Origin of the sequence: uncultured Brevundimonas sp. (genome assembly GCF_937870815.1) — a bacterium.
Classification (GTDB): domain Bacteria; phylum Pseudomonadota; class Alphaproteobacteria; order Caulobacterales; family Caulobacteraceae; genus Brevundimonas.
Genome location: NZ_CALMZS010000025.1, coordinates 21,209 through 33,379 on the forward strand (window position 1 = coordinate 21,209; position 12,171 = coordinate 33,379).

14 protein-coding genes are annotated in these 12,171 nt (G+C 67.7%); all 14 read right to left on the bottom strand.

The features are described from left to right. Positions 1-5: 5 nt before the first annotated feature. Complete coding sequence (gene nuoL, locus Q0588_RS01860; RefSeq protein ID WP_298743230.1) at positions 6-2,081, bottom strand: NADH-quinone oxidoreductase subunit L; 2,076 nt, start codon at positions 2,079-2,081, stop codon at positions 6-8. A 2-nt stretch (positions 2,082-2,083) separates the two neighbouring features. Further along, positions 2,084-2,392 carry an NADH-quinone oxidoreductase subunit NuoK gene (nuoK, locus tag Q0588_RS01865; protein ID WP_298743231.1) on the bottom strand — a complete coding sequence of 103 codons (309 nt, stop codon included), beginning with the start codon at positions 2,390-2,392 and terminating at the stop codon, positions 2,084-2,086. Further along, positions 2,392-3,018 carry an NADH-quinone oxidoreductase subunit J gene (locus Q0588_RS01870; protein ID WP_298743232.1) on the bottom strand — a complete coding sequence of 209 codons (627 nt, stop codon included), beginning with the start codon at positions 3,016-3,018 and terminating at the stop codon, positions 2,392-2,394. Before Q0588_RS01870 ends, nuoK begins: the two co-directional genes overlap by 1 nt. 74 nt (positions 3,019-3,092) lie before the next feature. Continuing rightward, positions 3,093-3,584, bottom strand: coding sequence for an NADH-quinone oxidoreductase subunit NuoI (gene nuoI, locus Q0588_RS01875; RefSeq protein WP_298743233.1), 492 nt, complete (start codon positions 3,582-3,584; stop codon positions 3,093-3,095). Then, the gene (locus tag Q0588_RS01880; RefSeq protein ID WP_298743234.1) at positions 3,584-3,808 is read right to left on the bottom strand and encodes a hypothetical protein; all 225 of its coding nucleotides are present in this window, start codon (positions 3,806-3,808) and stop codon (positions 3,584-3,586) included. Before Q0588_RS01880 ends, nuoI begins: the two co-directional genes overlap by 1 nt. Then, positions 3,805-4,869 carry an NADH-quinone oxidoreductase subunit NuoH gene (gene nuoH, locus Q0588_RS01885; RefSeq protein ID WP_298743236.1) on the bottom strand — a complete coding sequence of 355 codons (1,065 nt, stop codon included), beginning with the start codon at positions 4,867-4,869 and terminating at the stop codon, positions 3,805-3,807. Before nuoH ends, Q0588_RS01880 begins: the two co-directional genes overlap by 4 nt. Further along, positions 4,866-5,174 (bottom strand): hypothetical protein, encoded by a 309-nt coding sequence (locus tag Q0588_RS01890; protein WP_298743238.1) that lies wholly within the window; start codon positions 5,172-5,174, stop codon positions 4,866-4,868. Before Q0588_RS01890 ends, nuoH begins: the two co-directional genes overlap by 4 nt. Positions 5,175-5,178: 4 nt before the next feature. Next, positions 5,179-7,224 (bottom strand): NADH-quinone oxidoreductase subunit NuoG, encoded by a 2,046-nt coding sequence (gene nuoG, locus Q0588_RS01895; RefSeq protein ID WP_298743240.1) that lies wholly within the window; start codon positions 7,222-7,224, stop codon positions 5,179-5,181. Next, complete coding sequence (locus tag Q0588_RS01900; RefSeq protein WP_298743242.1) at positions 7,224-7,469, bottom strand: hypothetical protein; 246 nt, start codon at positions 7,467-7,469, stop codon at positions 7,224-7,226. Before Q0588_RS01900 ends, nuoG begins: the two co-directional genes overlap by 1 nt. Further along, complete coding sequence (locus tag Q0588_RS01905) at positions 7,469-7,966, bottom strand: hypothetical protein (protein ID WP_298743244.1); 498 nt, start codon at positions 7,964-7,966, stop codon at positions 7,469-7,471. The genes Q0588_RS01900 and Q0588_RS01905 overlap by 1 nt, the downstream gene beginning before the upstream one ends. Before the next feature lie 2 nt (positions 7,967-7,968). Further along, positions 7,969-9,282, bottom strand: coding sequence for an NADH-quinone oxidoreductase subunit NuoF (nuoF, locus tag Q0588_RS01910; RefSeq protein ID WP_298743245.1), 1,314 nt, complete (start codon positions 9,280-9,282; stop codon positions 7,969-7,971). A gap of 396 nt (positions 9,283-9,678) precedes the next feature. After that, positions 9,679-9,948: a hypothetical protein gene (locus Q0588_RS01915; protein ID WP_298743247.1), complete on the bottom strand. Its 270-nt coding sequence runs from the start codon at positions 9,946-9,948 to the stop codon at positions 9,679-9,681. Positions 9,949-10,162: 214 nt separating this feature from the next. Further along, positions 10,163-10,825: an NADH-quinone oxidoreductase subunit NuoE gene (gene nuoE / locus Q0588_RS01920; RefSeq protein WP_298743249.1), complete on the bottom strand. Its 663-nt coding sequence runs from the start codon at positions 10,823-10,825 to the stop codon at positions 10,163-10,165. Next, positions 10,822-12,087 carry an NADH-quinone oxidoreductase subunit D gene (locus tag Q0588_RS01925; protein ID WP_298743251.1) on the bottom strand — a complete coding sequence of 422 codons (1,266 nt, stop codon included), beginning with the start codon at positions 12,085-12,087 and terminating at the stop codon, positions 10,822-10,824. Before Q0588_RS01925 ends, nuoE begins: the two co-directional genes overlap by 4 nt. Positions 12,088-12,171 lie beyond the last annotated feature (84 nt).

Consider the following 12,171-nt stretch of genomic DNA (forward strand, 5'->3'; position numbering starts at 1 on the left):
CAAGATCAGGCTCCCCACGCATAGATGGCGTAGGCGAGGAAACCGGCCACGCCGAGCAGCATCACGAACGCATAGTGGTAGACGTAGCCGGACTGCAGCTTGCCCAGTCGGGCCGCGGATTTCAGCGCCGCCCAGGCCGCGCCGTTGGGACCCAGGCCATCGATGATCCTCACGTCGCCGACCTTCCAGAACAGGTCGCCGACCGCCTTCGCGCCCCTGACGAAGACGAAGTCGTAGATCTCGTCGAAATACCACTTGTTGTAGAGGAAGCCGTGCACCACGCCGCCGCGCTCGGCCATGCGCCGGGCCATGCCTTCCTTCAGCACATAGAGCCAGAAGGCGGCGAAGGTCCCGATCAGGGTCAGCACCAGCGGCGACCAGACCACCCAGGCCGGCACGCCGTGGGCGTCATGCAGGATCTGGTTGGCCGGACCGTTGAAGATGGCCCCGCGCCAGAACTCGCCCTCGTGATGGCCGGTGAAGAACGGCTCGAACAGGAAGCCGGCGGCGATCGCGCCGATCGAAAGCAGCAGCAGCGGCACGATCATCACCCAGGGGCTCTCGTGCGGCTTCAGCGGGCCATGGTGTTGGGGGTCGTCATGCGCGTGATCGTCCGCCAGCGGCTCCGAATGGGTCTCAAGCTGGGCGGCCGAGGCATGGTCGTCGGCGTGGTGGGCCCCCTCCTCCTTCCACACAGGCCTGTTGTGGAAGGTCATGAAGATCAGCCGCCATGAATAGTAGGCGGTCAGTCCGGCGGCGAGGATGCCGACGAGGAAGGCGAACAGGCCCATCGGCGAGTGGTTGCTCGCGGCCGCCGCGAAGGCGCTCTCGATGACGATGTCCTTGGAGTAGAAGCCGGCGAAGCCGCCGATCCCCGGGATGCCGAGGCCGGTGATGGCGATGGTGCCGATCATCATCACCGCATAGCTAATGGGCATAAGGCGCCACAGCCCGCCCATCCGCCGCATGTCCTGCTCGTGGTGCATGCCGTGGATCACCGAGCCGGCGCCGAGGAACAGCAGGGCCTTGAAGAAGGCGTGGGTGAACAGGTGGAACATGGCCGCCTCATAGGCGCCCACGCCCGCGGCGAAGAACATGTAGCCGAGCTGCGAACAGGTCGAATAGGCGATGACCCGCTTGATGTCGTTCTGGGCCAGGCCGACGGTGGCGGCGAACAGGGCCGTCACCGCCCCGGTCAGGGCGATGAAGGCCGAGGCGGTCGGGGCGTACTCGTAGATCGGCGACAGCAGGCAGACCATGTAGACGCCGGCCGTGACCATGGTCGCGGCATGGATCAGGGCCGACACCGGGGTCGGGCCCTCCATGGCGTCGGGCAGCCAGGTGTGCAGGAAGAACTGGGCCGACTTGCCCATGGCGCCGATGAACAGCAGCACCCCGGCGAGATCGAGCGCCGACCAGGTGTGGCCGAGGAACTCCCAGCCCGTACCCTCGCGCGCGGCGATCATCGGGAACAGTTCGGCGAACTCGATGGTGCCGAACATCCAGAACACGGTGAAGATGCCCAGGGCGAAGCCGAAGTCGCCGACCCGGTTGACCACGAAGGCCTTGATGGCCGCGGCCGAGGCGGTGGCCTTCTTGTACCAGAAGCCGATCAGCAGATAGGAGGCCAGCCCCACCCCTTCCCAGCCGAAGAACAGCTGCATGAAGTCAGCGGCGGTGACCAGCGCCAGCATGGCGAAGGTGAACAGCGACAGATAGGCGAAGAACCGCGGCTTGTCCGGGTCCTCGGCCATGTAGCCCCAGCTGTAGAGGTGGACCAGCGACGACACCGTGGTGACCACGACCAGCATCACCGCCGACAGGGCGTCGATGCGGATCGACCAGTTCGACTGGAAGTCGCCGACGTGGATGAACGGCGCGATCTGCACCGTGAACGGCTCCAGATGGCTCCAGGTCCACTGGCTGAAGACGATCCAGGCGACGGCGCAGGAGAAGAACAGCAGGCCGGTGGTGATGGACTTGGACAGCAGGTCGCCGAGCCGGCGGCCGGACAGGCCGACGACCGCCGCGCCGAACAGCGGGGCGAAGACGCCGAGGGTGACGAGAAGCTCGAGGTTCACGATCAGCCCTTCATCACCGAGGCGTCATCCACGGCGATATCGCCGCGATTGCGGAAGAAGGTCACCAGGATGGCCAGGCCGACGGCGGCCTCGGCCGCGGCCACGGTCAGCACGAACATGGCCATGACCTGGCCGGAGACGTCATTCAGATAGGCCGAGAAGGCGACGAAATTGATGTTCACCGCCAGCAGGATCATCTCGATCGACATCAGGATGATGATGACGTTCTTGCGGTTCACGAAGATGCCGAAGACGCCGATGGTGAACAGGATGGCGCCGACCGCCAGATAGTGCTGGAGCGTGACTTCCATCAGATCAGGTCCTCCGCGGACACGCCGGCGCCGGTGGCCGCGCCCTTGACCTCGACGGCGGTCTTGCGGGCCCGGTTGACCTGGTCGTGGGCCTTCTGGCGTTTGATGTTGGGCTTGTGGCGCAGGGTCAGGACGATGGCCCCGATCATGGCGATCAGCAGCACGATCCCCGCCGCCTGGAAGATGTAGACATAGTCGGTGTAGAGCACCCGCCCGATGGCCTCGGCGTTGGTGGCCTCGGCCGTGGGCGCGGCCGGGGCGACGGCGTCGGCGGCGGCCCCGCCCTGGACCACGACCAGCGAGATCATGATCATCTCGGCCAGCAGCACCCCGGCCACGATCGCCGCCAGCGGCAGGTAGCGGGCATAGCCCTCGCGCAGCCGGACGAAGTCGACGTCCAGCATCATCACCACGAACAGGAACAGCACGGCGACCGCGCCGACGTAGACCACCACCAGCAGCATCGCCAGGAATTCCGCGCCGAGCAGCACGAACAGTCCCGCCGACGAGAAGAAGGTCAGGATCAGCCACAGCACGCTGTGCACGGGGTTCTTCGCGGTGACGACCATCAGGCCGCCGACCACGGCCACCGCCGCCAGCAGGTAGAAGGCGAGTCCTGTCAACATCTGAGGCCTGCGCCCCTTTCGGTTATGGGCGGCGACCCCGTGCGGAATCGCCCTGCCCGTTCAGCGGTTGCGCCTTAACGGTAAGGCGCGTCGAGTTCCAGATTCTTCGCGATCAACCGCTCCCAGCGGTCGCCGTTCGAAAGCAGTTTTTCCTTGTCGTAGAGCAGCTCTTCCCGGGTCTCGACGGTGAATTCCGAGTTCGGCCCCTCGACGATGGCGTCCACCGGGCAGGCCTCGGCGCACAGGCCGCAGTAGATGCATTTGACCATGTCGATGTCGTAGCGGGTCGTTCGACGGCTGCCGTCGGCGCGCGGCTCGGCCTCGATGGTGATGGCCTGGGCCGGGCAGATGGCCTCGCACAGCTTGCAGGCGATGCAGCGCTCCTCGCCGTTCGGATAGCGGCGCAGGGCGTGTTCGCCCCTGAAGCGCGGCGACTGCGGATTGCGCTCGAACGGATAGTTCACCGTGGCCTTGGGCCGGGCCATGTATTTCAGCGACAGGCCGACGGCGCCGATCACGTCGATCAGCATCGCGCCCTTCGCGGCCTGGACGAGACGGGTCAGCATCAGTCGTTCTCTCTTTCGACGCCGCGGCACAATTCTTCCTTGCGCGGATCCTCATCCCCGGTGATCCGGCACAGGCGCTCGCGTTCGGCCTGCCGTCGCTCGATGGCCTGCTGGCGCCGCTCCCACTGATAGACCGAGACCGGCTCGGCCTCGTAGGTCGGGAGGGTGCAGGCGGCGGCCGAGGCGGCGGCGCCCAGCACGATCAGGGTCAGGAGCCGGCTCATGCGCCCGCTCCGAACACCCGCCAGGCCGCGACCACGACCACGGCCACCAGCGAGGTCGGCAGGAAGATCTTCCAGCCCAGCCGCATCAGCTGGTCGTAGCGATAGCGGGGCACGAAGGCCTTCACCATGGCGATCATGGCGAACCAGAAGATGATCTTGGTGAAGAAGACCAGGAAGTAGAACAGGTTGGCCAGGAACTCCGGCCAGTCCGCGAGGAAGTCGGTCGGGAAGCCCGGATTCCAGCCGCCGAAGAACAGCAGACTGATCATGGCGCACATGAAGACGATGTTGGCGTATTCGCCGATCATGAACAGCAGGTAGGGCGTCGAGCTGTATTCGACCTGGTAGCCGGCCACGAGCTCGGACTCGGCCTCGGGCAGGTCGAACGGCGGGCGGTTGGTCTCGGCCAGGGCCGAGACAAAGAAGATGATCGCCATCGGGAACATCGCCACGATGGTCGGCAGGGTGTCCAGGCCGCCGCCGAAGGCGAACCAGTTCCAGAACCAGCCGCCCTGCCGGGTGACGATCTGGGTCAGGTTCATGGTGCCGGCCAGCAGGATGACGTTGATGATCACCAGGCCGATGGAGACCTCATAGGACACCATCTGCGCCGCGCTGCGCAGCGATCCCAGGAACGGATATTTCGAGTTCGAGGCCCAGCCGCCCATGATGATGCCGTAGACGCCCAGCGAGCTGATGGCGAAGATGTAGAGGATGCCGACGTTGAGGTCGGAGACGACCCAGCCCGGGGCGAACGGGATCGCCGCCCAGGCGATGAAGGCCAGCACGAAGGTCAGCAGCGGGGCCAGCAGGAAGACGATCTTGTCGGCGCCGGCCGGGACGACGATCTCCTTCAGGACGAATTTGAAAAAGTCGGCGAACGACTGCAGCAGGCCGAACGGCCCGACCACATTGGGCCCTTTGCGCATCTGCACACCGGCCCAGATCTTGCGGTCGGCCAGCAGCAGGAAGGCCAGCGAGATCAGGATGCCGACGGTGACCAGCAGGATGCCGCCGGCGGTGGCGAGGGTCCAGCCGAGGGGTGTGGTCCAGAAACTCATTTGGCGGCCCCGGCAAGGGTAAGGCCGCAGCCGATCACCGCGGCCACGTCAGCAATGAACATCAAGCGCACCGTCCAGACGAGGCCGAGCAAGCCTTCGGCGCGCAGATGGGCGTTACCGCCCCAAAGCGCTTTCCGCAGAGAGGCGTTCTGTTCCGGCGAAAGATTCCACTCGGAACCATTGCGGATCATCGTCAGTCCCAGCCGGCGCATGAGCAGCAACACGCAGCCGAACACGCCAAGGGCAGCGATAACGCCGACGGTCAGCAATACGAAGAAAAGAACGGGCACTTCGCTCTCGATCATCCCCCTACTCCGCCGCCATCGCGACCGGGGCCACCCGCAGGGCGGACAGCTCGGCCATGGTCACGCTGGCCCGCGCGATCGGGTTGTTGAGATAGGGGTCGCGCACCGCCGACCGGAAGGCGACGTCGTCGAGGTCGCCCTTCCGGCCCAGCGCCGCGACGTCGAATGAAGCGGCGGCCGGCAGATAGTCAATTCGACCAAAGGTCGGATGGTCGGTCATCAACTTCTGACGAAGTTGATCAAGCGTGTCGTACGGCAGGGTCTGGCCGACCCGCGCCGACAGCGCCCGCAGGATGGCCCAGTCCTCCTTGGCCTGCCCCTTCGGGAAGACGGCCCGCTCGGCCATCTGCACCCGGCCCTCGGTGTTGACGTAGAGGCCCGGCTTCTCGGTATAGGCCGCGCCCGGCAGGATGACGTCGGCGCCGTGCGCGCCCCGGTCGCCGTGGCTGCCCAGATAGACCTTGAAGGCCTCGGTCGCCGAGGCGTCGATCTCGTCCGCGCCCAGCAGGAACAGCACGTCCAGGGCGCCCTGCCTGACCATGTCGACGGCCGACAGGCCGCCCTCGCCGGGCACGAAGCCCATGTCCAGCCCGCCGACCCGGGCGGCCGCGTGGTGCAGGACATTGAAACCGTTCCAGCCGTCCCGGATCACGCCGACCCTGGCGGCCAGCCGGCCGACGGCGTTGAGCACGGCGCCCCCCTGATGCCCGGTCAGGGCGCCGGCGCCGAGGATGATCGCCGGCCGTTCGGCCCGCTCCATCGCCTCTCGCGCCGCCTTGGGCATCCGCGTCAGGATGCGGGTGCTGTAGCCCAGGAAGTCGTAGTCATAGGTCAGTTCGGGCTTGGGCCCGATCAGGCCGATCCGCATCGCGCCGGTCAGCCAGGCCTTGCGCAGGCGGGCGTTGAGCAGCGGCGCCTCGGTGCGCGGATTGGCCCCGACGATCAGGACGGCGTCCGCCTTTTCAAGGCCTTGCAGGCCGGAGTTGAACAGCCACCCCTCGCGCGGTCCGTAACCCAGCACCGACCCGTCCTGGCGGCAGTCGGTGTTGGGCGAGCCCAGCGCCCGGAACAGGTCCAGCGCCGCCTTCATCGATTCCGCGTCCTGCAGGTCGCCGGCGACGACGCCGATCTTCTCCGGCCTGGCGGCCTTCAGCCTGTCCGCCACCACGCCCAGCGCCTCTTCCCACGAGGCGGCGCGCAACCTGCCGTTGTCGCGCACATAGGGCCGGTCGAGGCGCTGGCGCTGCAGGCCGTCGGCGGCGTAGCGGCTGATGTCCGACAGCCACTCCTCGTTGATGCCCTCGTGCACGCGCGGCAGCACGCGCATGACCTCGGCGCCGCGGGCGTCGACGCGGATGTTCGAGCCGAGCGCGTCCATGACGTCGATCGACTCGGTCTTCTTCAGCTCCCACGGGCGATAGTGGTACTGCCACGGCCGGTGGGTCAGGGCCCCGACCGGGCACAGGTCGTTGACGTTGCCGGACAGCTCGCTGTCGATGTTCTTTTCCAGATAGGTGGTGATCTCGGCGTCCTCGCCGCGCGAGATCATGCCGATGTCCGGCACACCGGCCACCTCGGTGATGAAGCGCACGCAGCGGGTGCACTGGATGCACCGGGTCATGAAGGTCTTGACCGTCGGACCCATGTTCTTTTCTTCGACGGCGCGCTTGTTCTCGGCGTAGCGCGAGCCGTCGCGGCCGTAGGCCATGGCCTGGTCCTGCAGGTCGCACTCGCCGCCCTGGTCGCAGATCGGGCAATCGAGCGGGTGGTTGATGAGCAGGAACTCCATCACCCCCTCGCGCGCCTTCCTGACCATCGGCGTGTCGGTGAAGATCTCCTGGCCGTCGGCGGCCGGCAGGGCGCAGCTCGCCTGCGGCTTCGGCGGCCCCGGCTTCACCTCGACCAGGCACATGCGGCAGTTGCCGGCGATCGACAGCCGCTCGTGGTAGCAGAAGCGCGGAATCTCATGGCCGGCCTTCTCGGCGACCTGGAGCACGGTCATGCCGGGCTCGAACTCGGTGTCTACGCCGTTGACCTTGGCGACGGGCATTATTCGCGGACTCCGCCATAGGGGTGGTCGGCCAGATCGAGACGCTTCTCGATCCGCTCGACGCGTTCATCAATTCGGTCGAGCCGGCGGTTCACGCCCGCCAGCCCCTCTTCCACATGGGTCATGCGGACCTTGAAGCCGTGCAGCTCCTCGCCGACCCGATCCACCTTCGCCTCGACCGCGCCGACGCGCGCCTCGACACGGCGGAGGATCTGAAGGACGAGATTGTCCGGTTCTTCAGCCATCAGCGGACCTCCTGCCCGGCCGCCAGGGAATACGTCTCCGTGGCGGTCGTCCCGTCCGGGAGCGTCGTGTTGATGGTGACGGCCCCGCCGTCAAGGACGAAGCGCGTCACCGGGTCGCCGGACCGGTTCATCCAGCGGGCCTGATCGGGGTTGACGGCGTCGGCGGGCTTCCAGGTGATCAGGTCGCCCTCGACCCGGCACCGGGCCCGGCGGCGGCCGCCGTCGACCGGCGCGCGCCACGAGGCGTTGACGACCCGACCCTCCAGCCCGTCGATGGCGATGTCGCCGACCGCCTGTCCATGGATGGCGGCCAGCCCGGCGCGGCAGACGCGGCGCAGGTCGGCGGCGTCCAGCACCCTCGGCGCGGCCGGGGCGGCGTCGCTCCCGGCGGGCGCGGCGGACACCGCCTCGGCCGGCGTCGGCGCAGGCTCCTCCGCCCGCTCGCCGCAGGCGGCGAGGGCGAAGGGCGCCAGCATCAGGGCGACGGTCAGGCGCATCGTCACTCCGCCGCGATCGCATGGCCGGCGAAATTCGCGCGCCGGCTGCGGTAGGAGGCGATCCGCTCCTCGATCTCGTGGCGGAAATGCCGGATCAGCCCCTGCACCGGCCAGGCGGCGGCGTCGCCGAGGGCGCAGATGGTGTGGCCCTCGACCTGGCCGGCGACGTCCAGCAGCAGGTCGATCTCGGACGGGTCGGCCTCGCCGACGGCCATCCGCTCCAGCACCCGCCACATCCAGCCGGTGCCCTCGCGGCACGGCGTGCACTGGCCGCAGCTCTCGTGCTTGTAGAAATAGCTGATGCGGGCGATGGCGCGGACCAGGTCGGTCGACTGGTCCATGACGATGACCGCCGCCGTGCCGAGGCCCGAGCGCATCTCGCGCAGGCTGTCGAAATCCATCAGGGCGGTCTCGGACATCTCCCGCGTGATCAGCGGCACCGACGAGCCGCCGGGGATCACCGCCTTGAGATTGTCCCAGCCGCCGCGCACGCCGCCGCAGTGCTGTTCCAGCAGCTGCTTCAGCGGGATCGACATCGCCTCCTCGACATTGCACGGCCGGTTCACGTGGCCGCTGATGGTCATCAGCTTGGTGCCGGTGTTGTTCGGCTGGCCGAAGCCGGCGAACCAGTCGGCCCCGCGGCGCAGGATGGTGCCGACGACCGCGATCGATTCGACGTTGTTGACCGTGGTCGGGCAGCCGTACAGGCCGGCGCCGGCCGGGAACGGCGGCTTCAGCCGCGGCTGGCCCTTCTTGCCCTCCAGCGACTCCAGCAGGGCCGTCTCCTCGCCGCAGATATAGGCCCCGGCGCCGTGGTGGATATGGATGTCGAAATCCCAGCCGTGGACGTTATTCCTGCCGATCAGCCGGGCCTCATGGGCCTGTTTGACCGCCGCCTCCATGCGCTCGCGCTCCAGCACATATTCGCCGCGCAGATAGATGTAGCAGGCGTGCGCCTGCATCGCGAAGCCGGCGATCAGGCAGCCCTCGATCAGCAGCTGCGGATCGTGGCGCATGATCTCCCGGTCCTTGGCGGTGCCGGGTTCGGACTCGTCGGCGTTGACGACCAGATAGTGCGGCCGGTCCTTCACCTCTTTCGGCATGAAGGACCATTTCAGCCCGGTCGAGAAGCCGGCCCCGCCGCGGCCGCGCAGGCCCGAGTTCTTGACGTTGGTGATGATCCAGTCGCGCCCGAGGTCGAGCATGTCCTTCGTGGCGTTCCAGGCGCCGCGCTTCCTCGCCCCCTCGAGACCCCAGTCCTGGAGGCCGTAGAGGTTGGTGAAGATGCGATCCTTGTCTTCGAGAACGCCGATCATCGGGGCGCCCTCCGGACGCGGGCCGTCGAGCGGTCCCTGGCCGCGCGGGCGGGACACCGCGCTGCGGCGGTCGCGGCGGGTTTGACGCTCATCGCGGGTGGGGATGGTCTCGGCTGGGCTGGGTGCATTTGGTTCAGGCGCATTGGGAGAAGCGGGCGCGGGACGAGCCGGAGCTCCAGTCGCCGGTTGCGGTGGTTGCGGCGGCTGGGCTCCGCCGATCGACATGGTCGTGGCCCCGATCAGATTGGCCAGCGCCAGCCCCGCCCGCCGCGCGAGCCCCTGGGAACCGGGGCGCGCAATCCGCCCCGAACCGCGATCCGCCACCATGACGCCCCCCCTGACGTGAGGTCGCGTACTGTGACGGCGATTGCTGACGGGTGTGCGACGGACGCGACATCACAGATCCTCCCGCATGCGCCGGCGGTGATAGCGGGTGCGAAGGAAGATGGCGGCCAGCATCAGGGCCCAGCCGAAGGCGAGGGCGGCGTAGCCGACGTACTGGACGGCCGGCCCGGCCGGACCGGCGTAGACGCCCGCCCAGACGGCGACGGCGCCGAGGATGACCAGGGCGAAGCCGGCGAGGCGCTGGTTGCGCCCGACCGCGCGCAGTTCGGCGCGGTAGCGGGTGACCTTGCTGTCGTCATTGGTCAGGTCGGGCTTGGTCATCGCGGGCGGCCCTCAAGCCTCCCTTCCCCCTCGATGGGGGAAGGGTCGGGGATGGGGGTGTGTGCTCGGTGCTTCAGGAGCTGGCGCGAAAGGCGCCGCGCCAACTGCGCTTCCTGGCGCGACGATGGCGCGCGCACCCCCACCCAACCCTCCCCCATCGAGGGGGAGGGCTCTTTGAGCATGGTCACTCCGACAGCATTTGAAGCCACCGCCGTCACGCCGTCACCGGTTCGCTGTTGGGCAGCTTGCTGATCGGCTCGGCGGCCGAACCGTCATAGAGTTTGGGATCGGTCAGGGTCAGGGCCCCGCCCTCGGGCTCCGAACTGTGGCGGCCGGCCCGCGACCCCGGCTTCGGCGTCTTGCCGGCGGCGAAGTCGTCGATAATCCGCGCCATGCTCTCGGCGGTCAGGTCCTCGAAATAATAGTCGTTGATCATCGCCATCGGGGCGTTGGCGCAGGCGCCGAGGCATTCGACCTCCTGCCAGGTGAAGCGGCCGTCGGCGCTGAGCGTGTCCTTTGGCCCGATCCTGTCCTCGCAGACCTTCATCAGCTCGCCCGCCCCGCGCAGCATGCAGGGCGTGGTGCCGCAGACCTGGATCAGGGCGGCCGAGCCGACCGGCTCGAGCATGAACATGGTGTAGAAGGTCGCCACCTCCAGCACCCGGATGTAAGGCATGCCCAGCAGTTCGCCGACGGCGCGGATGGCCGGCTCCGGGACCCAGCCCTCCTGCTTCTGGACCAGCCACAGGATCGGGATCACCGCCGACTGGCGGCGGTCGGCCGGATATTTGGCGATCCACCAGTCGCATTTCGCCTTGGTCGCCTTCGAGAAGACGAACGAGGCCAGCTGTTCCTTGGCGAGACGACGAACGCTCATCGGTCCACCTCTCCGAAAACGATGTCGAGGGAGCCGAGGATGGCCGAAACGTCCGCCAGCATGTGGCCGCGGTTCATCCAGTCCATGGCCTGCAGGTGGCGGAAGCCGGGGGCCGAGATCTTGACCCGATAGGGTTTGTTGGTTCCGTCACTGACCAGATAGACGCCGAACTCGCCCTTGGGCGCCTCGACGGCGGCGTAGACCTCGCCCTCGGGGGTGCGGAAGCCCTCGGTGTAGAGTTTGAAGTGGTGGATCATCGCTTCCATCGACCGCTTCATCTCGCCGCGCCGCGGCGGGACGATCTTGTTGTCCTCGGCGATGACCGGCTCGCCGGGGCAGTTGCGCAGCTTGTGGATGCACTGCTCCATGATCCGCACCGACTGCTTCATCTCCTCGATGCGGCACAGGTAGCGGTCCCAGCAGTCGCCGTGCTTGCCGACGGCGATGTCGAACTCGAGATCGGCGTAGCATTCGTAGGGCTGGGCCTTGCGCAGATCCCAGGGAATGTCCGAGCCGCGCAGCATCACCCCGGTGAAGCCCCAGTCCAGCGCCTGCTGCTTGCTGACCACGCCGATGTCGACGTTGCGCTGTTTGAAGATGCGGTTCTCGGTGACAAGAGATTCAATGTCGGACAGCGCCGCCGGGAACTCCAGGCACCAGCGGCCGATGTCGTCGATCAGGTCCGGCGACAGGTCCTGATGGACGCCGCCGGGGCGGAAATAGTTGGCGTGCAGACGGGCCCCCGAGGCGCGCTCGTAGAACACCATCAGCTTCTCGCGCTCCTCGAAGCCCCACAGCGGCGGGGTCAGGGCGCCGACGTCCATGGCCTGGGTGGTCACGTTCAGCAGGTGCGACAGGATGCGGCCGATCTCGGAATACAGCACCCGGATCAGCTGGCCGCGGTAGGGCACGTCCATGCCCAGCAGCCGCTCGATGGCCAGGCAGAAGGCGTGCTCCTGGTTCATCGGCGCGACATAGTCGAGCCGGTCGAGGTAGGGGATGTTCTGCAGCCAGGTGCGCGCCTCCATCAGCTTCTCGGTGCCGCGGTGCAGCAGGCCGATGTGCGGATCGACCCGGGTGACCAGCTCGCCGTCCAGCTCCAGCACGAGGCGCAGCACGCCGTGGGCGGCCGGGTGCTGCGGGCCGAAATTGATGGTGAATTTGCGGTCGTCGAGCGCGCGGGCGTGCTCGGTGCGCGGGTCGTCGGCGAACATGTCGACGGACGCGCCCAGCGGCGCCTGTGGGGTCGCGCCGTCAGCCATCGATCGTGTCCTCGTCGTGCGACCGCGCCTTGCGGGTCAAGGCCACCAGCCAGCCCAGGGCCAGGGTCAGCACGCCCATGCCCG

Bases quoted from the DNA above. Each gene is read 5' to 3' on its own strand.
- Q0588_RS01905 (WP_298743244.1), bottom strand. From the start codon at position 7,966: ATGCGCCTGACCGTCGCCCTGATGCTGGCGCCCTTCGCCCTCGCCGCC.
- nuoI (WP_298743233.1), bottom strand. From the start codon at position 3,584: ATGCTGACCCGTCTCGTCCAGGCCGCGAAGGGCGCGATGCTGATCGAC.
- nuoF (WP_298743245.1), bottom strand. From the start codon at position 9,282: ATGATCGGCGTTCTCGAAGACAAGGATCGCATCTTCACCAACCTCTAC.
- Q0588_RS01890 (WP_298743238.1), bottom strand. From the start codon at position 5,174: ATGATCGAGAGCGAAGTGCCCGTTCTTTTCTTCGTATTGCTGACCGTC.
- Q0588_RS01925 (WP_298743251.1), bottom strand. From the start codon at position 12,087: ATGGCTGACGGCGCGACCCCACAGGCGCCGCTGGGCGCGTCCGTCGAC.
- nuoG (WP_298743240.1), bottom strand. From the start codon at position 7,224: ATGCCCGTCGCCAAGGTCAACGGCGTAGACACCGAGTTCGAGCCCGGC.
- nuoE (WP_298743249.1), bottom strand. From the start codon at position 10,825: ATGAGCGTTCGTCGTCTCGCCAAGGAACAGCTGGCCTCGTTCGTCTTC.
- Q0588_RS01880 (WP_298743234.1), bottom strand. From the start codon at position 3,808: ATGAGCCGGCTCCTGACCCTGATCGTGCTGGGCGCCGCCGCCTCGGCC.
- Q0588_RS01870 (WP_298743232.1), bottom strand. From the start codon at position 3,018: ATGTTGACAGGACTCGCCTTCTACCTGCTGGCGGCGGTGGCCGTGGTC.
- nuoK (WP_298743231.1), bottom strand. From the start codon at position 2,392: ATGGAAGTCACGCTCCAGCACTATCTGGCGGTCGGCGCCATCCTGTTC.
- nuoH (WP_298743236.1), bottom strand. From the start codon at position 4,869: ATGAGTTTCTGGACCACACCCCTCGGCTGGACCCTCGCCACCGCCGGC.
- Q0588_RS01915 (WP_298743247.1), bottom strand. From the start codon at position 9,948: ATGACCAAGCCCGACCTGACCAATGACGACAGCAAGGTCACCCGCTAC.
- Q0588_RS01900 (WP_298743242.1), bottom strand. From the start codon at position 7,469: ATGGCTGAAGAACCGGACAATCTCGTCCTTCAGATCCTCCGCCGTGTC.